The 21,822-nt window shown below is 69.1% G+C and carries 24 protein-coding genes; 13 read left to right on the forward strand and 11 right to left on the reverse strand.

The genetic code is table 11. The annotated features are described in order from the left end of the window. Positions 1 to 75 precede the first annotated feature (75 nt). The 3 genes from IU450_RS31600 to purH are packed head-to-tail and all read left to right on the forward strand — an operon-like array spanning position 76 to position 3,879. The gene (locus IU450_RS31600) at positions 76 to 1,596 is read left to right on the forward strand and encodes a DUF6350 family protein (RefSeq protein ID WP_195153386.1); all 1,521 of its coding nucleotides are present in this window, start codon (positions 76 to 78) and stop codon (positions 1,594 to 1,596) included. A gap of 58 nt (positions 1,597 to 1,654) precedes the next feature. Beyond that, positions 1,655 to 2,311, forward strand: a complete 657-nt coding sequence (gene purN / locus IU450_RS31605) for a phosphoribosylglycinamide formyltransferase (protein ID WP_228835413.1) — start codon at positions 1,655 to 1,657, stop codon at positions 2,309 to 2,311. After that, on the forward strand, positions 2,308 to 3,879 hold the full coding sequence (purH, locus tag IU450_RS31610; RefSeq protein WP_195153387.1) for a bifunctional phosphoribosylaminoimidazolecarboxamide formyltransferase/IMP cyclohydrolase: 1,572 nt from the start codon (positions 2,308 to 2,310) through the stop codon (positions 3,877 to 3,879). Before purN ends, purH begins: the two co-directional genes overlap by 4 nt. 272 nt (positions 3,880 to 4,151) lie before the next feature. Here purH and IU450_RS31615 read toward each other — a convergent pair whose 3' ends face one another. Next, positions 4,152 to 4,613: a hypothetical protein gene (locus IU450_RS31615; protein WP_195153388.1), complete on the reverse strand. Its 462-nt coding sequence runs from the start codon at positions 4,611 to 4,613 to the stop codon at positions 4,152 to 4,154. A gap of 211 nt (positions 4,614 to 4,824) precedes the next feature. Here IU450_RS31615 and IU450_RS31620 point away from each other — a divergent pair, with 211 nt between their 5' ends. Further along, complete coding sequence (locus IU450_RS31620; protein WP_195153389.1) at positions 4,825 to 5,409, forward strand: LysM peptidoglycan-binding domain-containing protein; 585 nt, start codon at positions 4,825 to 4,827, stop codon at positions 5,407 to 5,409. 89 nt (positions 5,410 to 5,498) lie between these two features. On the opposite strand, the gene rpsR is transcribed toward IU450_RS31620, so the two are convergent. Genes rpsR through rpmB form a run of 4 tightly spaced genes read right to left on the reverse strand, consistent with a single transcriptional unit; the run spans position 5,499 to position 6,512 of the window. Beyond that, positions 5,499 to 5,753 carry a 30S ribosomal protein S18 gene (rpsR, locus tag IU450_RS31625; protein ID WP_011211513.1) on the reverse strand — a complete coding sequence of 85 codons (255 nt, stop codon included), beginning with the start codon at positions 5,751 to 5,753 and terminating at the stop codon, positions 5,499 to 5,501. A gap of 34 nt (positions 5,754 to 5,787) precedes the next feature. Then, entirely contained in the window at positions 5,788 to 6,093 is a 306-nt protein-coding gene (gene rpsN / locus IU450_RS31630) for a 30S ribosomal protein S14 (protein WP_043732067.1), read from the reverse strand. A gap of 1 nt (position 6,094) precedes the next feature. Further along, positions 6,095 to 6,265, reverse strand: a complete 171-nt coding sequence (rpmG, locus tag IU450_RS31635; RefSeq protein WP_019049259.1) for a 50S ribosomal protein L33 — start codon at positions 6,263 to 6,265, stop codon at positions 6,095 to 6,097. Positions 6,266 to 6,275: 10 nt separating this feature from the next. Next, on the reverse strand, positions 6,276 to 6,512 hold the full coding sequence (rpmB, locus tag IU450_RS31640; RefSeq protein WP_043697994.1) for a 50S ribosomal protein L28: 237 nt from the start codon (positions 6,510 to 6,512) through the stop codon (positions 6,276 to 6,278). A 102-nt stretch (positions 6,513 to 6,614) separates the two neighbouring features. Here rpmB and mrf point away from each other — a divergent pair, with 102 nt between their 5' ends. The 3 genes from mrf to rpmF are packed head-to-tail and all read left to right on the forward strand — an operon-like array spanning position 6,615 to position 8,390. After that, on the forward strand, positions 6,615 to 7,958 hold the full coding sequence (mrf, locus tag IU450_RS31645) for a ribosome hibernation factor-recruiting GTPase MRF (RefSeq protein ID WP_324197898.1): 1,344 nt from the start codon (positions 6,615 to 6,617) through the stop codon (positions 7,956 to 7,958). Next, positions 7,955 to 8,215 carry a type B 50S ribosomal protein L31 gene (locus IU450_RS31650; protein WP_181719450.1) on the forward strand — a complete coding sequence of 87 codons (261 nt, stop codon included), beginning with the start codon at positions 7,955 to 7,957 and terminating at the stop codon, positions 8,213 to 8,215. Before mrf ends, IU450_RS31650 begins: the two co-directional genes overlap by 4 nt. 1 nt (position 8,216) lies before the next feature. After that, complete coding sequence (gene rpmF / locus IU450_RS31655) at positions 8,217 to 8,390, forward strand: 50S ribosomal protein L32 (protein ID WP_195153390.1); 174 nt, start codon at positions 8,217 to 8,219, stop codon at positions 8,388 to 8,390. Positions 8,391 to 9,011: 621 nt separating this feature from the next. Here the strand turns inward: rpmF and IU450_RS31660 are convergent. From IU450_RS31660 to IU450_RS31685, 6 genes are all read right to left on the reverse strand, one after another. Next, positions 9,012 to 10,061 carry a DUF1906 domain-containing protein gene (locus IU450_RS31660; protein ID WP_195153391.1) on the reverse strand — a complete coding sequence of 350 codons (1,050 nt, stop codon included), beginning with the start codon at positions 10,059 to 10,061 and terminating at the stop codon, positions 9,012 to 9,014. A 185-nt stretch (positions 10,062 to 10,246) separates the two neighbouring features. Continuing rightward, entirely contained in the window at positions 10,247 to 11,056 is an 810-nt protein-coding gene (locus IU450_RS31665; protein WP_195153392.1) for an MHYT domain-containing protein, read from the reverse strand. Continuing rightward, entirely contained in the window at positions 11,049 to 11,669 is a 621-nt protein-coding gene (locus IU450_RS31670) for a GTP-binding protein (RefSeq protein WP_051169312.1), read from the reverse strand. Before IU450_RS31670 ends, IU450_RS31665 begins: the two co-directional genes overlap by 8 nt. A 37-nt stretch (positions 11,670 to 11,706) precedes the next feature. Next, a complete protein-coding gene (locus IU450_RS31675) occupies positions 11,707 to 12,078 on the reverse strand; it encodes a DUF742 domain-containing protein (RefSeq protein WP_040782732.1) in 372 nt (123 codons plus the stop codon). 7 nt (positions 12,079 to 12,085) lie between these two features. Beyond that, positions 12,086 to 12,496 (reverse strand): roadblock/LC7 domain-containing protein, encoded by a 411-nt coding sequence (locus IU450_RS31680; RefSeq protein WP_043697982.1) that lies wholly within the window; start codon positions 12,494 to 12,496, stop codon positions 12,086 to 12,088. Further along, a complete protein-coding gene (locus IU450_RS31685) occupies positions 12,493 to 15,252 on the reverse strand; it encodes a sensor histidine kinase (RefSeq protein WP_195153393.1) in 2,760 nt (919 codons plus the stop codon). The genes IU450_RS31680 and IU450_RS31685 overlap by 4 nt, the downstream gene beginning before the upstream one ends. 356 nt (positions 15,253 to 15,608) lie before the next feature. On the opposite strand from IU450_RS31685, the gene IU450_RS31690 reads away from it, so the two are divergent. The 6 genes from IU450_RS31690 to IU450_RS31720 all read left to right on the forward strand — a co-directional run. Next, on the forward strand, positions 15,609 to 16,295 hold the full coding sequence (locus tag IU450_RS31690; RefSeq protein WP_043732050.1) for a response regulator transcription factor: 687 nt from the start codon (positions 15,609 to 15,611) through the stop codon (positions 16,293 to 16,295). A 79-nt stretch (positions 16,296 to 16,374) separates the two neighbouring features. Further along, positions 16,375 to 17,760 (forward strand): HAMP domain-containing sensor histidine kinase, encoded by a 1,386-nt coding sequence (locus tag IU450_RS31695; protein ID WP_227954975.1) that lies wholly within the window; start codon positions 16,375 to 16,377, stop codon positions 17,758 to 17,760. A gap of 247 nt (positions 17,761 to 18,007) precedes the next feature. Then, positions 18,008 to 19,453: a S1C family serine protease gene (locus IU450_RS31700; RefSeq protein ID WP_195153394.1), complete on the forward strand. Its 1,446-nt coding sequence runs from the start codon at positions 18,008 to 18,010 to the stop codon at positions 19,451 to 19,453. A gap of 101 nt (positions 19,454 to 19,554) precedes the next feature. Continuing rightward, a complete protein-coding gene (locus IU450_RS31705; protein ID WP_181719529.1) occupies positions 19,555 to 20,049 on the forward strand; it encodes a MogA/MoaB family molybdenum cofactor biosynthesis protein in 495 nt (164 codons plus the stop codon). Between the two features lie 696 nt (positions 20,050 to 20,745). Then, positions 20,746 to 21,420 carry an MspA family porin gene (locus tag IU450_RS31715; RefSeq protein ID WP_195153395.1) on the forward strand — a complete coding sequence of 225 codons (675 nt, stop codon included), beginning with the start codon at positions 20,746 to 20,748 and terminating at the stop codon, positions 21,418 to 21,420. A 65-nt stretch (positions 21,421 to 21,485) separates the two neighbouring features. Next, positions 21,486 to 21,822, forward strand: a 337-nt coding sequence (locus tag IU450_RS31720; protein ID WP_195153396.1) for an MspA family porin, incomplete at its 3' end; no start/stop codon positions are given.

Below are 21,822 nucleotides of genomic sequence, written 5' to 3' on the forward strand. Positions count from 1 at the left end.
TCCCCGGCGCGGCGGCCAGGCGCCTGCGGCGCGCCTGACCCGCTCGCGCCGGGGAGAGTGCCACGCTGAATTGCCATGAGCTCCTCCAGAAACTCTTCGACCCGCCGGATCGGCGGGTCGCGCGCGTCGCAGCCGCACCCCGAAGCGGACGAAGCCGGGTTTCTGTCCCTCACTCCGGAGCGGTCCAGGGTTCTCATCGCGGTCGCGGGCCGTCCGTCGGCCTTCGGGCTGACCACCCTCGTCGTCCTCGTGTTCGGCGCGCTGCTCGCCTCGGGCAGTGATCTCGCGGGCACGTCGGGGGCGATCGCCGCCTCCTGGCTCGGCGTGCACCAGGTTCCGCTGGTGATCGGCAAGACGTCGCTCGGGCTGCTTCCGCTGCTGCCGACCGCGCTGCTGGTCTGGCTGGCCGCGCGGGAATGCGCCCGCGCCGTGGAACCGCGGTGCACGAGGGCGGATCTCGGGTGGATCGCGGGCGCCGCGGTGGGTGGTCCGCTGCTGGTCACCTCCGTCTGCCTCGCGGTCACCGAAGACGCCTCCGGTGTGCTCCCGCTGCAACCGCCGAACACCCTCGCCGCGTTCGCGTGGGTCACGGTCCTGTACCTGCTCGCCGCCGCGATCGGTATCGCCGTCCGTCTGCGGCGGCAGCTGTTCGTGCTGCTGCGCCTGCCCGATTGGGCGGTTTCCGGCCTCTACGGCGCGGGCCGGTCCGTGGCTCGGCTGCTGGGTTGTGCGGCGGCGGTGGTGGTGATCTCGTTCCTGGCGCACATTTCTCGGCTCGGCGACATGTACCAGGCGGCGGGAAACGCCGGTGGCGTCCTCGGGCTGACGGTGCTCTCGCTGGCGTATCTGCCGAATCTGGCGATCCAGACCGTCGGTGTGCTGGTCGGTTCCAGTGTGCAGATCGGCGCTGCCTCCTTCGGGGTGTTCTCCGTGGTCGGCGGTCCGATCCCGGCCTTTCCGTTGCTCACCGCGGTACCGACCGGTCCCGCGGCGGGATGGTGGCCGGTGTTGCTGCTGGTCCCCGCGGTGGTCGGCGTGCTCGGTGGGCTGGATCTCGCCCGCACCTCCACCGACCGGATCACCGCGCCGTGGGCCACGCTCACCTCCGCCGCGCTCGCGGCGCTCGCGACGACGGTGGCAGGCGTGGTCGCGGGCGGCGAACTCGGCGAGGTCGGCCGGGTGGGCCTGGACCTGCCGATCTTCCCCCTGATCACGTTCGCCTGGCTCGCGATTCCCGGCTACGCGGGGCTGGCGTTCGCGCGCTGGTTCCTCGTGCCCGTCGGCATCCCGCCGGTCGATTACACCGATCCGTACGACGATTACGACGACGACGATTACGACGACGAGGACGACGCCTACTACGAGGCGGACGACCGCGACTACTACGAAGACGACGACTACTACGACTACCGCGACGACCCCTACGACGATTACGACCGGCGCGAGCTGGAGGCTCCGCTGGACGCCGAGCTCGTGGACGAGCAGCCCGCGATCGAGACCGGCGGCGGATACCACCACCACGCCACCCCGGACATCGTCGACGCCGAGGTGGTCGAGGCGGACCTGCCGGACAGTGACCGGATGGACGGTCGTTAGGCTCTAACCCGGCGGTGCCGCATCCGTCCGCCATCCGATCGATCGCAGGAGTAGAGCGCTGACGTCCCCGCATGCCCCGTGGAAGCCCGCAGCGACGCCGGCCACCGTCGTCGTGCTGGCGTCGGGCACCGGTTCGCTGCTGCGCGCCCTGCTGGAGGCCGCCTCCGCACCCGGCTACCCGGCGAAGGTCGTCGCCGTCGGCGTCGACCGGCTCTGCGCCGCCACGACCCATGCCGACGCCGCGGGCGTACCGCACTTCCGGGTGTCGCTGAAGGACTTTCCCGACCGCGCCGCGTGGGATGTCGAGCTCACCGAGGCGGTCGCCGCGCACCAGCCGGATCTCGTAGTGTCGGCGGGCTTCATGAAGCTGCTCGGCCCGGCCTTCCTGGACCGGTTCGGCGGCCGGATCATCAACACCCACCCCGCCCTGCTGCCCGCCTTCCCCGGCGCGCACGGTGTGCGTGACGCGCTCGCCTACGGAGCGCGGGTCACCGGCTGCACCGTGCACCTGGTCGACGAGGGCGTGGACACCGGCCCGATCCTCGCGCAGGAGGCGGTGACGGTGCTGCCGGGTGACGACGAGGCCACCCTGCACGAGCGCATCAAGATTGTCGAGCGACGGTTGCTGGCGGAGGTCGTCGCCGCCGTCGCGACGCGAGGCATTGTCTCCGACGGACGAAAGGCAGTTATCCCAGATGAGCGAGTTCTCCGGTGAGTGAACGCAAGCCGATCAGCAGGGCGCTGGTGAGCGTCTACGACAAGACGGGTCTCGTGGAACTCGCGACCGGTCTGCACGCCGCGGGCATCGAGCTGGTCTCGACCGGGTCCACCGCGGGCAGGATCGCCGACGCGGGCATCCCGGTGACCAAGGTCGAAGACCTGACCGGGTTCCCGGAGACCCTCGACGGCCGGGTCAAGACGCTGCACCCCCGGGTGCACGCGGGCATCCTGGCCGACTCGCGCAAGCAGGAGCACGTCGACCAGCTGGTCGAGCTCGGCGTCGAGGCGTTCCAGCTGGTTGTGGTGAACCTCTACCCCTTTACTCAGACCGTGGCCGGCGGCGCCACCCCCGACGAGTGCGTGGAGCAGATCGATATCGGCGGGCCGTCGATGGTGCGCGCCGCGGCGAAGAACCATCCCTCGGTGGCCGTGGTCGTCGACAGCGGCGACTACGACGACGTGCTGGCCGCGGTGAAGTCCGGCGGCTTCACCCTGGCCGAGCGCACTGCCTTGGCCGCCAAGGCGTTCCAGCACACCGCGAGTTATGACGTGGCGGTCGCCAGCTGGATGACCAACGTGCTGACCGGCGACGGCGCGGCCGATGACACGGCGATCCGGTTCCCCGAATGGCTCGGCGGAACCTGGGAGCGGTCGGCGGTGCTGCGCTACGGCGAGAATCCGCATCAGTCCGCCGCCCTGTACACCAACGGCGACGGCAGCCTCGGGCTGGCGCAGGCGCGGCAGTTGCACGGCAAGGAGATGTCGTACAACAACTACGTCGACGCCGACGCGGCCTGGCGTGCCGCCTTCGACCACGAGGCCCCGGCCGTCGCGATCATCAAGCACGCCAACCCGTGCGGCATCGCCCTCGGCGCCGACATCGCCGCAGCGCACCGCAAGGCGCACGCTTGCGACCCGGTCAGCGCGTTCGGTGGGGTGATCGCCGCGAACCGCGAGGTCACCGTGGAGATGGCCGAGCAGGTCGCCGAGATCTTCACCGAGGTGATCGTCGCACCGTCCTACGCCGACGGCGCGGTGGAAGTGTTGCAGCGCAAGAAGAACGTGCGCATCCTCGTCGCCGAACCGCCCCGGCGCGCGGGCGCCGAGCTGCGGCCGATCAGCGGCGGCGCCCTGTTGCAGCAGCGCGACGTGCTCGACGCCCCGGGCGACGACCCGGCCAGCTGGACCCTCGCCGCGGGCGAGGCCGCCGACGCGGAGACGCTCGCCGATCTGGCGTTCGCCTGGCGCGCTTGTCGGGCAGTGAAGTCCAACGCGATCCTGCTCGCGCACGACGGCGCTTCCGTCGGTGTCGGCATGGGGCAGGTCAACCGGGTGGACGCGGTCGGTCTCGCGGTGCAGCGGGCGGGTGACCGCGCCAAGGGCTCGGTGGCGGCCTCGGACGCCTACTTCCCGTTCCCGGACGGGCCGCAGACCCTGATCCAAGCCGGTGTCCGCGCCATCGTGCAGCCCGGCGGTTCGGTGCGCGACCAGGAGACCATCGACCTCGCGCGCGAGGCGGGCGTCACGCTCTATCTCACCGGGGCCCGCCACTTCGCCCACTGAGACCGGTAGCTCGAAACGCCGCGTCGGATCGATGATCCGGCGCGGCGTCTCCGCGTTGTCGCGACGATGTTCGGAAGCCGTATCGCCCAGTGAGGCAAGAGATTCGGTGTATGCTCGCGGATCCGGACCATGAACTACGTTGTGGCGCAGTACGGTTCGTTTTCCCAGATCGAATAGCGGCTTTTCGCAAGCTGACAGCTACCCGAGCGACGGTGTGGGCGGCCCAGGGCGGTCCGTGCCGTGCGCCGCACCGGACCGTGCTGCGTGGCGCTCTAGACCGCGCTGAGCACCGTGCGGTTGCCGAGCGGTTCCTTCAGCGGTACCTCCAGGGTCCCGAAGACCGCGATCATCGTGCACATCCGGCCGACCGCCTCGGCTCGGCTGCCCGAACGCAGTTCGACGGTGACCGTCGACGCGGATTCGGTGACCGTGGCATCCGCGCCGTAGCACTCCGGCGACCCGGTTTCGAAATTGACCGCTATCTTGTTGTCCGCCAACCGAGTCCACGACTGGAACGGGATCGGGTGCGCGCCGACGATGGTCGGGTCGGCGATGAACGGCTTGCCCTCGTTTCCGCGTGGGTCCTCGGTCGGCGTGCGGGGCGCGGCGGTCGATGTGGTGCTCGCGTCCGGCGCCGCCCCCTTGTCGTCCGAGTCGCCGCAGCCCGTTGCGGTGAGACAGGCGAGCACTACGGCGACAGCTGTGGCGGCGCGTCCGGCCCGGATCCGATCCATACCGACACCCTAGTCCCGGCACCCCTGCGCACGGCACACGCCGGGCGCATCGTGCACTAGGGCGAACCCCACAGTGAACGTTCCGCGAACCGTGCGCGTAATCGCTCCGTAAACCCTTCGGGGGCAGTAAGTTCGGCGGGGGTGCGCGCCAGGGGAGTTGTGGCGCTCATCCAGTCGGATGCTCTACCAGCTTTTCCGGAAAGGAATCAACGTGGTCGACACGCTGCGCGTAGGCGAAGAACTCGGACGGGGCCAGTCCCTCCAGGGTGGTGCTTACACCCTCACCCTGCAGGAGGACGGCAATCTGGTGCTGTCCGAGCCGGGCGGAAATGTGGTGTGGGCCACGCAAACTCATGATCAGGGCGTGGAGCGCGCCGTGCTGCAGGACGACGGCAACTTCGTCCTCTACAAGGGCGACGGCGCCGCGTGGGCGACCGAGACCAACGGCCAGGCGGCCGACCGGCTGGTCGTGCAGGCCGATCGCAACGTCGTGCTGTACGGCGCCGACGGCAGCGCGCTGTGGGCTTCCGGCACTCATACCGACAGCCCGCTGCCTGCCCCGGAGCCGGAAGCGGTCCACGAGCAGGAGCAGGTCGCGGCTCCGGCCGCCGAGGAGGTGCCGCCTCCGCCGCCCGCCCCCGAGCCGCGCACCTACACCGTCGAGCCGGGCGACACCCTGTGGGCGATCGCCGAGCGCTTCTACGGCGACGGCAACCGTTACCAGGAGATCGCGGACGCCAGTGGCATCCCGAACCCGGACGCGATCAACCCCGGCCAGGTGCTGACCATCCCGTGAGCCGGTCGGCTCGGTAGCGACGACGACAAAGACCCCCGGTGCTCTGGCCTCGGGGGTCTTCTTCGTCTCGCTGGTGTCGCGAAGTGCGCCTAGCGGCTGGTGAACGGCAGCAGCGCCATCTCACGGGCGTTCTTCACCGCGACAGCGACCTGGCGCTGCTGCTGCGGGGTGAGCCCGGTGACCCTGCGGCTGCGGATCTTGCCGCGATCGGAGATGAACGTACGCAGCAGGTTCACGTCTTTGTAGTCGACCGTCTCGATGCCGGCGGCGATGAGCGGGTTCTTCTTCGGACGGCGGGCCTGCTCGGCGCGAACCTTCTTCGACGGTGCTCGCTTGACTGCCATATGACGAGTTCCTTCTCACGAGAACAGTGGTTGTCTACCAGCTCGATTTGTGCACACCGGGCAACTCGCCACGGTGGGCCATCTCGCGCACACGCACACGGGAGAGCCCGAACTTCCGGAGATGACCGCGCGGTCGTCCGTCGGCGGCGTCCCGATTGCGCAATCGTACCGGACTGGCGTCGCGTGGCTGGCGTCGCAGTTCAGCCTCCGCGGCCGCGCGCTCGCCCTCCGGCGTGCCCGGCTTCCTGATGAGCTCCTTGAGCTCGGCGCGGCGAGCGGCGTAGCGCGCCACGATCGCCCTGCGCTGCTGGTCGCGCGCGATCTTCGATTTCTTGGCCATCTCAGCGCTCCTCGCGGAAGTCGACGTGCTTGCGCACGACCGGGTCGTACTTGCGCAGGACCAGGCGGTCGGGGTCGTTGCGGCGGTTCTTGCGGGTGACGTAGGTGTAGCCGGTGCCCGCGGTGGACTTCAGTTTGACGATCGGGCGGATGTCGGTCGATTTCGACGCCATGGGTCCCTCCTCAGATCTTGTCGCCGCGGGCCCGGATCCGGGCGACTACGGCCTCGATGCCGTCCCGGTCGATGGTCTTGATGCCTTTGGCCGAGACGGTCAGCGTGACGCGACGGCCTTCGCTCGGCAGGTAGTAGGTCTTGCGCTGAACGTTGGGGTTCCAGCGACGGCTGGTCCGCTTGTGCGAGTGCGACACGGACTTGCCGAAGCCGGGCTTGCGCCCGGTGACCTGGCAGTGGGCCGACATGCGGACTCCCTCCAGTAGATGACAATCATTTTCGACAATGGCTGCCGCACAATGTACCGTTGCCGTAAAGCAAATGAAAATCGTTACTGAAAGGGGTGTCCGGTGGCCTCGGCAGATTCCACCCAGATCCCACCCGAGTCCGACCGGCGAACGCCCGTGGTGGCGCTCGCCGGTTTCGCCGGACCGGCCGCGGCGGGCGTGGATCGCGCGGCCGCGGTGCTGGGCATGGCGCCGGGCACCGTCGTGGTCCGTCACGACCTGACCCAGCTGCGGGAAGGCATCGTGCACCGCACGGTGCGCACCGCTACGCAGGAGACCTCGGCCGTGCTGGAGCTCGCGCACGGTTGCGTCTCCTGCACGCTGCGGATGGATCTGCTTCCACTGCTGTGCACTCTCGCCCGGCGTGAGTCGGTCGATCGCATCGTCCTCGCGCTGGACCCCGCGTTCGAGGCCGAAGCGGTGTGCCAGGCCATCGAGAACGTCGTGGTCGCGGGCGTGCACGGCCGGGTGGACGGACCCGCCGGGCGTGATGTGCGCGTGGACGCGGTGCTGACCTGCCTGGACGCCGACGCCTGGTTCGCCGACGCGACGGGAGACGACACGCTCGCCGAGCGCGGCCTCGCCACCGCCGACGACGACCGCACGGTGGCGCAGGTCGCCGTCGGTCAGGTCGATTTCGCCGATGCCGTCATCGCCCTCGGCGCCGCCGACGCTCCCGCAGCGCTGCTCGGCGACGCACGGGCCAAGCTGGCCGCGGTCTTGGCCAGGCTCGTGCCCGGCGCTCCGGTCGCCTGGGTGGACGAGCTGTCCCGGCTCACCCCGGCGCTGGTCGAGACGCTGCTCACCCGCATCCCCGCCGATTCGCGGCGCGGCCGGGTCTTCGACGCGCACGCGCCGCTGCTGCGCGGCCGACCGCCCTTGACCGGCGACTACGGCGTCGAGCTCGTGGAGTTCGCCGCGGCGCGGCCGTTCCATCCCGCTCGCTTGCACGAGGCGCTGGACGTGCTGCTCGACGGCGTGGTGACCGCGCGCGGGCGCATCTGGCTGGCCACCCAACCCGACGAGGTGGTGTGGCTCGAATCCGCCGGTGGTGGACTGCGGGTGGGCGGAGCGGGGCGCTGGCTGGCCGCGATGCCGGAAGCCGAACTGGCCGAGGCGGATCCGGAGCGCCGCGCGATGGCGGCCCTGCGTTGGGACGACCGGTTCGGCGACCGGGACATCTCGCTGTCGATCCTGGTGCACGAAGCCGATCCGGCGCAGATCCGCGAAGCGCTGCACTGGGCCCTGGTGGAGGACGACGAACTGCGCCTGGTCGAGCGCGCGCCGGAGCGAGTGGCCCAGTGGGAGGACCCGTTCGGCGACTGGCACGCCGACCCGTGCGCGAGCGACGAGGCGCCCGGCCAGCCCGTGGAAGACGCGAAAAGCCCGAGAGGAGAGGCGAAATGAAGAAGGGAATCCATCCGGACTATCACCCGGTGGTCTTCGAGGACGCGAGCACCGGCAAGCGGTTCCTCACCCGGTCCACGGCCACCGGCGCGCGCAGCGTCGAGTGGACCGACGGCAACACCTATCCGCTGCTGACGGTGGACGTCACCGCCGACTCGCACCCGTTCTGGACCGGCGCGCACCGCGTGCTGGACGCCCAGGGGCGCGTGGAGAAGTTCGAACGCAAATACGGCAAGCGCGCACGGAAGGGGTCCTGAGATGGCGGTACCGAAGCGGAAGATGTCGCGGTCGAACACCCGAAGCCGCCGGTCGAACTGGAAGGCCGCCCCGGTGGACCTGGTGCCGGTGACCGTCGGGGGCGTCGTGCACAAGGTGCCGCGCAGGTTGGTCGCGGCCGTGCGGCGCGGACTGATCGACGTCGAGCGGCTCTGAGCCGGTAATCCGAAACTCGCGAAACGGAAGCGGGGCCGCCGGTGTGATCCGGATCGGCCCCGCTTCGCTGCGTTGCGTGTCGGTCGACCTGCGTATTCGGCGACCACGCCGATCGCCTCTATCTTCAGCGGGTCGAGCAGTTGCTTGTGGCGCTTCTGTGCGAACCACCAGCGCCGCTGGATCCACCTTGTGCCAACTGGCGGTAGCTCGCCGGATACTGGTGAGCGACCGGACGCGCCGGGTGTCGGTCGATCGTCCGGAAACGCGCACTCGAGGGCGTTATGCGAAAAATATTCGCGCGAACAACGGCCATGACAGCTATCTTTCAGCTACCGATGTGCTCTGCATCACGTCGCACTATTGCGCCGGATGCGATTGCGACCGGGTAGCCAGATGGTGAATTGCACACTGACGGTTGGTTTTTGAACTACGGAAAAGTCCCCGGAAAGGATGCGCTCGCGGCCGGAGGGAGGTACCCTCGTGCTCGAGGGCGGGTTCTCCTGGTTTCCAGGAGAACCCGCTCATCGCCACTCTGCGGGGCGTTACGCCGATTGCCGCTCTCCTGATTTCCCTCTCGCCCTGCCGGACTGCGCGCGTCCGGTGGTCGCGCCGGTGTGCGGCTCAGTTTTTCGAGGTCAACTCGGCCGGTCCGCCGTCGTCGCTCGCCGCGCGCCGCTGGCCGCCGTCGTGTCCCGGCAGTCCGGGAAGGTCCGGCAACAGCGCCTCCAGACGCGCCAGCTGCTCGCCGACCAGTGCCGCGGGCCCCTCGATCAGCGACAGCGGCCACGGCCAGTGCCGTCCGTTCCAGCGCTGCACCTGCTCGGTCAGCTCGGCCGTCGTCGCCTCCAGTTCGCTGATCTCGGTGCGCAATTCGCCTACTTGCGTTCGCAACTCGGCGGATTCGCGCTCCAAGGCGGAGATGCGCGCCAGCGCCGCGGCCAACCCGTCCACCAGCGTCCGGTTCCGGCCGTCCGCGTCGGCGCCCAGTTGTGGCCAGCCCGACAAGCCCGGTCCGCGCAGCTGAATCTGGATGTCGCGCAGCACTGCCTCTTGTTCCGGCGTCACGTCCGGATCCTCCCGTCCCACGAAATCCCACTGGCCGAAATCGGTCGCCTCGGCCTCGTTCACGTCACAGCGCACGCCGCCGACCGTCACTTGGCGCCGTGTCTGATGGATGGCGCGTCTGGTCTCCACGTTCGTGCCCGACCAGGCGTCGGTCTGCCACGCCCACGTCGCGTATCCGGCGTCCAGCGCGCGGTTGACCGGCCAGTACCCGCCGTAGATACCGACGTTCGCGCGCCCCAGCACCGTCGCCGCCCCGTCCAGGTAGGCGTTGATGGGTAGTTGGTCCTGGGGTGAAGCGTCGAAATCCACGGAGAAATAAATCGGCCGGTCCACCCGTCCGCCGCAGCGCAGCACCTGGGCGAGGCCCGCGCGTGCGTCCACGATGCCCGCACCGTAGCCGTCCAGCATCCGCGCGGCCGTGGTCTCCCAATTCGACACGATCGAGACGCCGTGCGTCCGCAGATCGTTCGCCTCGGCCGGGGTGAGCAGCTTGCCGGGCAGACTCGGGCCACCGTCGGACAGGTACCGCACCACGAAATCGAACCCCGCCGCCCGAATCGCCGCGCCCCCGGGGCGTCCAGCGGCGTAGTCCAGACCGAAACGCATGGCCTCCACTGTAAGTCGGCCGGGCAGGTGAATTCGGGCCATCGCCGAATCCGGGATGCGCGGGGGGATCGCTCAGCGGAAAACGGTCGAGGAGACTCGACGCACCCCGTGAAACCGGATCGCCGGCCGTGCGATTCGGGTGCCGTCCGCCGTCTTCCTGACGGGGCCTCGAATCAGCGCGGAGATCAGCGGGCGGGCTCCAGCTTCGGCCTGCGGGCCTTCGGCGGCCCGGCCAGCTCCCGGCGGTCCGGAGCGATCAGCACGGCGGAGATCGGCACCGTCAGCGCCAGCAACCCAATGACGAACATCGGGAACACGAAGTCGAACAACTCCACGCCATCGGGCACCTTCGCCGACCGGTTCACGTCGAAGTGCAACGCGGCGAGCGCCGTGTAGTAGGTCGCGGCCACGCCGACGCCGAACAGCAGCACTGTCGCGGCGCGGGCCAACGGGAAGCGCATCGTCTGGAACAGCCACAGCGTCGCGGTCGCGGTGATCACCCCGATCACGGCGGAGATCACGGCCAGCCACATCGTCACGCCGACCGAACCCTGGATCTCCAGCGAGCCGATGCCGAGGTAGTGCGTGAGGCCGATGCCGAGGCCGAGTACCGCGCCGCCGGGCAGCAGCAGCGTCAGCCGCGGTGTGCGCCCGATGATCAGCAGCGCGGCGAAGACCGAGACGATCGACACCACCAGGGCCGAGACCAGTCTGCCCGTGTCGTAACGCATCGCGCTGCCGGGCACTTTCAGGCCCAGCATGGCCACCGACGTAGCCAGCCACGCCCCGACGCCGCCGAGCGATATCGCCGCCGAAACCAGCCACACCAATCGGAACTGGACCGAGCGCGCACCGTGCAGGATGCAGGCGAGACCGACTACCGCGCCCAGCACCGAAATGCCCAGCGACAGCCCGACCAGCCAATAGCCGAGGGCGAACTGGTCGACGGACGTTCCCGCGCCACCACCCGCGGCCTGCACCGCGACCTCACGCATGCCGCGCTGTTCCTTCCAGTTCGCTCGCCTTCAGCTGGGCGATCGCGTACTCGGTGACCGCGGCGAGCGCTTGGCGCACCTCGATCGCGTTGCGCGCGTCGATGTCCACGATCGGCACGCCCTCGCGCACCGAAAGCGCCTCGCGCAGCTCGGCGATGGGGAAGCGCGGCGCGTCCGGGAAGCGGTTGACCGCGATCAGGAACGGCAGCTTACGCGCCTCGAAGAAGTCGACCGCGGCGAAGCTGTCCTCCAGCCGCCGGGTGTCGATCAGCACCACGGCGCCGATCGCGCCGCGGATCAGGTCGTCCCACATGAACCAGAACCGCCGCTGACCCGGCGTGCCGAACAGATAGAGCACCAGGTTGCCCGGCAGGATGATCCGGCCGAAATCCATGGCGACCGTGGTGGTCTCCTTCTCCGGCGTCTCGGCGAGATCATCGATGCCGTCGGAGTAACGGGTCACCATCGCCTCGGTGCGCAGCGGAACGATCTCCGACACCGCGCCGACGAACGTCGTCTTGCCCGCGCCGAAGCCGCCCGCGACGACGATCTTCGTCGAGGCGACCCGGTTTTCGAAGCCGTCCGGCCCGGGGGCGTTTCCCGGTCCGGGAATTCCACTTGGCCCGGGATGTCCACTGGGCCCCAGATTCCTATAGGGCGCGGAGTCCACGCAATGTCCTCTCCATCAGGGAACGGCGCTCGTCATAGCTCGCCTCTTCGGTCAGGGTCGAATGCACGCGCATGGTGCCGTCGACGACGAGGTCGCCGATCACCACTCGGACCATGCCGAGCGGCCGGTCCAGATGTGCCGCGATCTCCGCGACCGACAGCCGGTGCGTGCCGAGTCGCAGTATCTCGGTGCGGATGTCGCCGGTCGGCCAGTCGAGATGTGCAGTGTACGACAAGGTTTCGATGACCGCCTCCAGTGGCAGGTCGATCGCGGGTTCGGTGCGCCCCGAGGTCAGGGCGTAGGGCCGGACGCGCGTAGTCGGTCGTGGTCCGGGGCCGTATGGGTTGGACATCTCACACTCAAACAGCGGTGCGCGCGGTCGCGGTGACCACCGAACCCACCCGATCGACCAGCAGCGCCATCTCGTAGCCGATACGTCCGATATCGTGCGTCTTGTTGGCGAGCACCGCCAGATGCGAGCCGTTGCCGACGCTCATCACCAGCAGATAGCCGCGCTGCATCTCCACGATCGACTGCATGACCTTGCCGCCGTCGAACAGCGAGGCCGCGCCCATGGAGAGGCTGGCGAGCCCGGCGGTGACGGCGGCGAGCTGTTCGGCGCGATCGCTGGGCAGATGCGGACTGGTGGCCTGCAACAAGCCGTCCGCCGATACCAGCACCGCATGGGAAACGCCGGGCACATCACGGGTGAAGCGGGCGACCAGCCAGTTCAGATTCTCGTCCGTGGTGCTGTTGTTCGCGTTGGTCATGCAAGCCCTCCGTCGTTGTACTGCGCATTGGCCCGCCCGCTGCGGACCCCACTGAGATGCCTGGTCAGGTTGTTGCGAATTTCTTCCGGATCACGCGTGCCCGCGTCCTCGGCCTGCGCCAGACCGCCGGGTACCAACTGGGCGCCGGGCCTGCGAATCGGCAGTCCGCCGACGGTGCGCGCGGTCGTGGTCGGATGGCTGGCGTCCTCCGCGGCCAGCCAGCCCGCGTCACCGGGCGAGGACCACGTGCTCTCCGGCGATTGCGAGGTCGAGGGCTCGACCAGCCATTCCGAGACCATGCGCTGATAGATCGGGGTCGGGGAAGCGCCCGCGACCGGCTGCAGCCGGGAGGAGGTCACCGTCGCGGGTTCCGGTGCGGCCTCCTGCGGCGGGTCGGCGGGGACGGCCGGCTTCCGGATCGGAAGACCGGACCGGGCGGTGGTCTGCGGCGCTGGCGCCTGACTCGGCACGGCCGGAGCGGGACCGGTCGTCGGTTCGTCGTCCTTGAATTCGGCCCACAGATCGGTGCGCGGCTGGTCCCGCTCGACGGGCTGCTCACCGGTGGCGGGCGTCACCGGTGCGAACGGACCGGTCGGGGTGCGGTCGTCCGAGCGCGGCGTGAGTACCGGCCACGGCTGGGTGGGCGGCTGGTCCGCCGGGTTGACCGCCCGGCCGACCGGCGTGGAGACCGTGGGCTGGTCGGGAGCGTCGGCGACGCGGATGGCCGGACGACGCTGGGGCAGGCCGGAACTGGTCACGCCGAACCGCGCGGTGTCGCGCTGCGGCAAGCTCGGCACCGGGACCAGGTTGCGCGGTTGCGCACCGGTGGGCGGCGGGACCGCCGAGGGCAGCTGATGCTCGGCGGTGAGGTCGAGCGGCTTGCCCGCGGGGTCGGTGACGTCCATCGGCGGCGCAACCAGCGTCCCGGGCAGGTGCACGCTGGCGGTGATGCCCGGCTGCTGCGCCATCGTGGACGTGCGGCGCAGGCTGACCGTGATGGTGTGGCGCTTGGCCAGGCGGCCGACGACGAACAGACCCATGCGGCGCGCGGTCTCGACGGTGACCTCACCACCGGAGGCGAGCCGGTCGTTGGTCGTCTGCAGGTCTTCCAAGGACATGCCGAGGCCGCGGTCGGTGATCTCGATCAGGTAGCCGCCGTCCACCGCGCGCGACACCATCACGGTGACCGGCGTGGTCGGCGGTGAGTAACGCAGCGCGTTGTCGATCAGCTCGGCCAGCAGGTGCTCGATGTCGACGGCGGGTTCGCCCGCGACGATGCCGTCGGGCACCGCGCCGATCTCCACCCGCTGGTAGTCCTCGACCTGGGAGACCGCGCTCCAGAGCATGTCCGACAGCGGCACCGGGTGCAGCTGACCGCGGCGCAGCGCGGTACCGGCGAGCACCAGCAGGTTGTCGCCGTTGCGGCGCATGCGGGTGGCCAGGTGATCGAGGCGGAACAGGCTCTGCAACCGGTCGGTGTCGTCCTCGTCGTGCTCGAGATCCTCGATCAGCGCCAGCTGCTGCTCGACCAGCGATTGGCTGCGGCGCGAAAGGGTCTCGAACATGTTCCCGATCTGCAGGCGCAGGCGGGCCTGATCGGCGGCCAGGTTGAGCGCCTGTTCGTGGATCTCGTCCACGGCGCGGGCGAGCTGGCCGATCTCGTCGGTGGTGTGCACCGCGACCGGGGTGATCTCCGGTGTGGTGCCGCCCGCGCGCACCACGGCGAGCTCGTCGGGCAGCTTGATGTGCGCGACCTCGAGCGCGTCCCGGCGCAGCCTGCGGACCGGGACGACCAGGGTGCGCGCGACCGACAGGGCCAAGGCAAGGCCCGCGAGCAGCATGCCGATGACGATCGTCGTCTCGCGCAGCGCACCGGTCTGCGCCTCGGTGGTGCGGTGGGCCAGCGCGCCGTCGATGGTGTCGATCAGCTGCGCGGTGGTCTTCTCGTAGGTGTCCGAGCTGACCAGGAGCGAGTCGAGCACGGCGGGGTTGCTCGCCGGATCGGCGACGTTCTGGCTGAAGGTGCCCAGACGGGTCTGCACCGCGTCCAGCAGCGGGCGCATATTGCCCGCGTAGTCCGGCAGGATCTGCGCGTACTGGTAGATCATCGTGATCTCGGCGCCTGCGGCGACCAGCACGCGGGGCCGCACGCTCGGGTTGCGGCCCGCGTCCGGCGAGCCGATCAGCATGCGCTGCTGGGTGAGCACGCGCCGCGCGGTCTGCACCGACGCCAGCTGCAGGAAGTACCGCTGGATGACCAGGTCGTCCACCGATGGCGACAGCGCCAGCGCGTTGCCGATCCGCACCATGATCTCGTCGGACTGCTCGCCGACCATGGCGGGCGAGCCGTTGCGCAGGCTGTTGCGCATCGTGGTTCCGGTGGCGATGGCCGAGGCGAGTTCGGAGGTGACCCGGCCGCTGACCTTCGTGGTCTGCAACGCGGCCTCCAGCTCGGCCAGCGCCTGGTCGAACTTCGTCAGCGCCGCGTCGGTCTGCGGGTCGGCGGTGTTGCCCCAGGTGGCGGTCGCGGTGACGCCGAGTTGCTCGGTGGCCGAACCGAACTTGACGATCGGCCGGATGATGATCGCCTGTTCGGTCGCCGCGTCCAACTGCGCCATGGTGCGCAGTTCGTTGTTGATTCGGAGCACGGCGAAGACGGTGGCCAGCAGCACCGGAAGCACCAGCACCACGCCAACCTTGCGGGTGACCGACCAGTTCGACAGGCTGAATTGCCAGGACCGCGGTGCAGCTTCCATCCGCTTCCGTCGCCTCCGCTTCACCAGTGACCTCGGGCGCGCGTGGCTGTTCGGTATTGATTCAACCCGCAAAGAACCAACTAGAGGTCTTCTTTTTACCGCACGGAACATACCGTGCAGAGGGGTCATCGGCAATCCGGGGGAGCCCGTCCGCAAATTACCGAATATGGCTATAGAGAACAAGATTCGCGGTGGAATGTGTAAGGGACGCGTCAACTTCTCGGTTGGGCCACGGAAGATGCTGGTCACCCGGGGTTGACACGGGCGACGCGCCGAGGGTTGTCGGCCCTGCTCACCTCGGCGTGTCGGGAGCGCCCTCTCAGTTACCTCTCAGTCGGTGCGGTCAAACTGGTGACATGCGCATTCTGGTGGTCGACGACGATCGGGCGGTCCGGGAATCGCTGCGCCGGTCGCTCACCTTCAACGGCTACTCCGTCGATCTCGCAGTGGATGGTGTGGACGCACTGGAGAAGGCAACCGTCCAGCGACCCGATGCCCTCGTGCTGGACGTGATGATGCCCCGGCTGGACGGGCTCGAGGTCTGCCGTCGTCTCCGCAGCACCGGCGATGATTTGCCGATTCTGGTTCTCACCGCGCGAGATTCGGTATCCGAGCGGGTCGCGGGGCTCGATGCCGGTGCCGACGACTATTTGCCGAAGCCTTTCGCGCTGGAGGAACTGCTGGCCAGACTGCGCGCGCTGTTGCGCCGCACGACCGCCGATCCGGGTGACGCGTCGGAGGCAATGAAGTTCGCCGATTTGTCGCTGGATCCGGTGACTCGCGAGGTGTCCCGCGGCGGCAGGCAGATCAGTCTCACCCGCACCGAGTTCTCACTGCTGGAAATGCTGATGGCCAATCCGCGTCGGGTGCTCACCCGCAGCCGCATTCTCGAAGAGGTCTGGGGCTACGATTTCCCAACCTCGGGAAACGCGCTCGAGGTCTACATCGGGTATCTGCGCCGCAAGACCGAGGCCGAGGGCGAGCCGCGGCTGATCCACACCGTGCGCGGCGTCGGTTATGTGCTGCGTGAAACACCACCGTAGGTCGCAGGTCATGGCACGGACAGTTCCCAAGCGTCCCGTGGTCGCCGCGCTGGGCCAGCGACCGCTCGAGTCCGCGGACATGCGGCCGCCCATGCCGCTGACGCGATCGGTCTCGCTGCGGTGGCGGGTGACGCTGCTGGCCGCCTCCGTGGTGGCGATCGCGGTGGCGGTCACCTCGATCGCGGCCTACGCGTTGGTGGCGCGCGCGCTGTACGCCGACGTGGACGCCCAGTTGCGCAGCAGGTCCACGGCCGTGATCGCGAGCAATCCCTACGGGTTCAACAATCTGAATCTGATGGTCGCCGCGGCCTTCTACGACGACACCGGCATCGCGCTGATCTACCCCGACCTGCGGCGCTGGCTGCCGCCGCAGTCCACCGATCCGCCGGTCGGCGCCCAAGAGGTGGCCGTGGCGCGCGGCGAGCGGAGTTCGTCGCTGCGCACGGTCGGCAATCAGCGCGTGCTGGCCGTCAACACCGACTCGGGTGCCACGCTGGTCATCTCCCAGCGACTGGACCGCACCAGGGAAGTGCTCGACCGGCTCGCCTGGCTGCTGTTCGTCGTCGGCGGCTGCGGCGTGGTGCTCGCCGCCGCGGCTGGTACGGCGGTCGGGCGGACCGGTCTGCGGCCCATCGCGCGGCTGACGGCGGCAACGGAGCGGATCGCCCGCACCGACGATCTGACGCCGATCCCGGTCACGGGCGACGACGAACTGGCAAGGCTCACAGAAAGTTTCAACACCATGCTGCGCGCGCTGACCGAGTCGCGCGATCGGCAGCGCAGGCTCGTCGCGGACGCAGGGCACGAACTGCGGACACCGCTGACGTCCCTGCGGACCAACATGGAGTTGCTCATCGCGTCGAGTCGCCCCGGGGCTCCCCGCCTCCCGGACGAGGACATGGCCGGGCTGCGCGCCGACGTGATGGCCCAGATCGAAGAGTTGTCGACGCTGGTGGGCGATCTGGTCGATCTGGCGCGCGAGGACGCGCCGGAAACCGTCTACGAGCGCGTGGATCTCGGGGAGGTCGTGGAACGCGCGCTCGAGCGCGCCCGGCGCAGGCGCACCGGCATCGAGTTCGTCGCCGACCTGCGCCCGTGGTTCGTCTACGGGCACGAGGCAGGCCTGGAGCGCGCGGTGCTGAACGTGCTCGACAACGCGGCGAAGTGGAGCCCGGCGGCCGCGCAGGTCCGGATCCTGATGCGGGAGAGCGGCCCCGGCTTGCTCGAACTGTCCATCGACGACGCGGGCCCCGGCATTCCCGCGGCCGAGCGCGAGCTGGTGTTCGAGCGTTTCTATCGGGTCATGTCTTCGCGATCCATGCCCGGCTCCGGTCTCGGTCTGGCGATCGTGAAGCAAGTGGTGACGAAACACGGCGGCACCATCGCCATCGATACCTCGCAACGCGGCGGCACCGTCGTCCGCATCGTGTTGCCCGGCGAGCCGGGCGCGCCCGCGCCCGATTGACGCAATACGGGCGACTCGAAGTTCTTTTCCGCATAATGTTCGGTCCGGTGCGGAATATTCATCGTCGGCGGGGTATTTCGCACATTGCTCCGATCGGTTTGCCGCAGGATTTGAGACATCAAGTTGCCGGTGGTTCTATCGCGTACCGGCGCCTGGGACAGATCTCGGAAAACTGAAAGCACGGTCTCAGTCCGCTCTCAGCCGCCATGGTCAACCTGGTCGAGACGTGAGCAGAAACGAGGAGTCCATGACCGAGGATTCGAAGGATCGGCGGGAGCCGGGTCCGGTGGACGGCGGACCCGATCGCCGGCCGACCGAGCAGATCCGCGGCGCGGGGCCCGACGCGCGAGCGGCGGGTGCGCCCGGCCAGGCGCCGCACGGCGGCGTGCCGGGGCCCGGCGCGGCGCCCGCGTACGGCTACGGCCCGCACACGGCCCCGCAGTATCCGCCGCAGCATGATCCGGCTCCGCCGTTTCCGGGATATCCGGCGTCGTTCGGTCCGGCGGAGGCCACGCAACCGCACGGCCCGGCCTACGGCGCCGCGCCCGCCGGTGCCCGGCGTCCGTTCCGCACCGGTCTCGCCGTGGGCGCCGTCGCGCTCGCGCTGGTCAGCGGTGGTGTCGGAGGTGCGGTCGGCGCCCTGGTCACCCGCGCCGACGACGGGCGCGCCCCGGTGACGAACGCGCTGGACGCGCCGAAGCCGAACGTCAGCAACGCGGTCAACGCTCCGGCCGGCTCCACCCAGGCGGTCGCCCAGAAGGTGCTGCCCAGCGTGGTGATGATCAAGGTGGCCAGCAGCAAGGCCGAGGGCGAGGGCTCCGGGGTGGTCCTGTCCTCCGACGGGCTGATTCTCACCAACAACCACGTGGCCGCGGGCGGCGGGCCGAGCGCCAAGATGGAGGTCGTCTTCTCCGACGGCAGCAGCGCGCCCGCGACGCTGGTCGGCGCCGATCCGGTCTCCGACCTGGCCGTCATCAAGGTGTCCGGGAAAACCGGTCTGACCCCGATCGAGCTGGGCACCTCGGCGAGTCTGCAGGTCGGCCAGCCGGTCGTGGCGATCGGGTCGCCGCTCGGCCTGGCAGGCACCGTCACCACGGGCATCGTGTCGGCGCTGAACCGTCCCGTCGTGACCTCCGGCGACGGAAGCGAGCCCGGTCCCGCGGTCAGCCCGGTGATCGACGCGATCCAGACCGACGCCGCGATCAACCCGGGCAACTCCGGCGGTGCGCTGGTGGACGGCAACGGCAAGCTCGTCGGCATCAACACCGCCATCGCGACGCTCGGGCCCACCGAGACGGCGGGTGGGCAGACCGGGTCGATCGGACTCGGGTTCGCGATCCCGGTGGATCAAGCGCGCCGGGTGGCCGACGAACTGATCAAGACCGGCAAGGCCACCTACGCCCAGATCGGGATCACGGTGTCGCGTCAGCAGGACCCGGCGCAGCAGGTTTCCGGCGCGAAGGTCCGCGACGTGACGGCGGACGGGCCCGCGGCGCGCGCGGGCATTCCGCCAGGGGCGGTGGTGACGAAGCTCGACGACCGCCCGATCGATTCGGGGAACGCGCTCGTCGCCGCGGTCCGCTCACACCAGCCAGGAGACAAGGTGAAAGTCACCTACACAGATGACCAAGGCAACAACGCCAAGACCGTCGAGGTGACCCTCTCCGGCGCGCCCGCGGAGGGCGGCCGGTGATCCGCGCGGTCCCGGCAGGCCGGGCCCGGCTGATCGATGTCGACGCCGACGTTCTCGGCGCGGCCGCCGAGTTGCTCGACGCAGGCGCTACGGTGAGCACCATGGAAATCGATGCTCCTGTGGCGGGGCGTGCACTGGTGGTGGTCGTCGACGATCGAACGGCGCATGGAGGTATTGACTCGCTCGGCCCGCTGGTCACCGAGCTGCTCACCGAGGCGGGTTTCCTCGTGGACGCGTCGGTGTCGGTGCAGGCCGACGAGGTGGAGATCCGCAATGCGCTCAACACCGCGGTGATCGGCGGCGTCGATCTGGTGATCTCCGTCGGCGGCACGGGCATGTCCCCGCGTGACGTGACGCCGGAGGCCACCTCGCAGGTGCTCGACCGCGAGTTGCCGGGAATCAGCGAGGCCCTTCGTTCCTCCGGCCGGGTGGCCGGCTCGCTGGACGCGGGCCTTTCCCGCGGTGTCGCGGGCGTGTCCGGCAGCACCCTGGTGGTCAACCTGCCCGGCACCCGGTCCGCGATCCGGGACGGCATGGCGACTCTCGGCCCGCTCGCCAGCCGGGTGATCGGCGAGCTCTCCGGATTGGTCGAGTAATCACCGCCCCTACCCCCGCCGAGAACCCTCGCCCGGCCCCGCGCCGGGCGAGGGATGCCGCGCGCTTGGCGAAGATCTTCGGTGACACGCTGCCCGAGACCACCGGCGACGAACGCGACGACCGTGACGACAACCGGTCCGGCGACGACTGGCTGCGCCGCCAGGTCCCCCCGCATCACGGCTGAGACCGTTATCTACGTAGTAGCTACGTACTAGGCGTGGCCCCGGTTCGTTATCTCCCGGTGACCGCTTCCGGGTGAAAGTAATCCGAACGAGATCCTTACGGCTGTGTCCCGTACCTGATCACTGGCGCTCCTGTGCCGATCGATCGGACAATTCGTCCGGTTCGGCTGTAGCGAGCCTGCATTTATGCACGTCAAGCCATATTCAAATGTGCGCAACTGTGATGCAGGTCACCTTGAACTTTACGAAACGCCGCGTTGCGTGCGTCGTTATGGAACGTTTAATCTCCCCATCGAGCCAATCGACGAATGGACCCCACAGGCCCGGGACACGGCATGTACGAAGCCGTTCGGCGGAACCCGGCTCGGTTCCGTCGTCAGCTAGTCCGTTGCGCCGAAATAACAACCGGTTACACATCGGCAACAAAGGAGCGACACACTGAGCTGGGCCTGAGAGGACCACTGTCCAGCCTCGACGGTCGAGGTTGACTGTTTGAACCTGATGAGGGGAAGTATGAGCGAGAACCGCACCAAAGGTCTGCGCCGCGGTGCCCGCGTCGCGGGCATCGGCGCTGCCGCGGCCGTTGCCATGGGCCTGCTTTCGACCGGTGCTGCCAACGCCGACACCTTCGTGCCGTTGCCGGACGGCCAGAAGGTGGGACCCGGCGTGACGATCACCCGGAACGGAGAGCGGGCCCTGATCTCGCCGTCGCTGGCCGCCAACGGCGCCGGGCGCGTGGTCTGGGTGTCGGGCAACGCGGTCGCCGATGTCACCGTCACCCCGGAAGGTGAGATCGGGCCGAACAACGGTCCGACCGGAAACCCCGGAACCAACAACTCCTCGACGCACGGCGCGTCGCAGCTGAGCACCGGCTACATCGTCGGCTGCCAGGTCAGCATCGCCGATGACGCGATCTCCGCCGGTGTGTCCGGCAGCGTGAACCTCAGCGGCGCGAGCGCCGGTGGTTCGATCGGTATCAACCTCGGTCCCGGTGAGGTCAAGTTCGTTCAGATCGATTACAAGGACATCCTGAAGCCGGGTGTGTACTCCGTCGAGTACCAGGATGCGGAGATCCAGATCCAGGGCTGCGCGGGTTACGCGCAGGCGCGTTCGTACACGGTCGTCGAGATCATCGGCGATCACTACTCGAAGACCACCCTCTACGGGATGCCGTTCAGCATCGGCTGACGTCTGTCGAATCCAACGAACCATCCTCCCGCTGAAGCGGACTCAACCCTCGAGGGATATCAACCATGATCAACCGTAAGAACCTGGCGCGGATGGCCGGCGTCGGCGCCGCTGCCACCATTGCCATGGGACTGTTCTCCACCGGTGCGGCCAACGCCGACACCTTCGTTCCGCTGCCGGGCGGGGAGCTGACCAAGACGCTGTCGGACGGCACCGTCGTGACCATCCGTCTGGTCGGTGAGTCGGCCAACATCAACCCGTCCATGGGCTCGACCCCGTTGCATCGCAATGCGTGGGTGTCGGGTAGTGCGCAGGTCGAGTTGTCGGGTGCGGCCGGGGGCAAGATTTTCCCGGGTTACACCGTGGGTTGCCAGGTGAACATCGCCGGTGGTGGTGCCACTG

The sequence above is a fragment of the Nocardia abscessus genome, from assembly GCF_015477775.1.
Classification (GTDB): Bacteria; Actinomycetota; Actinomycetes; order Mycobacteriales; family Mycobacteriaceae; genus Nocardia; species Nocardia abscessus_A.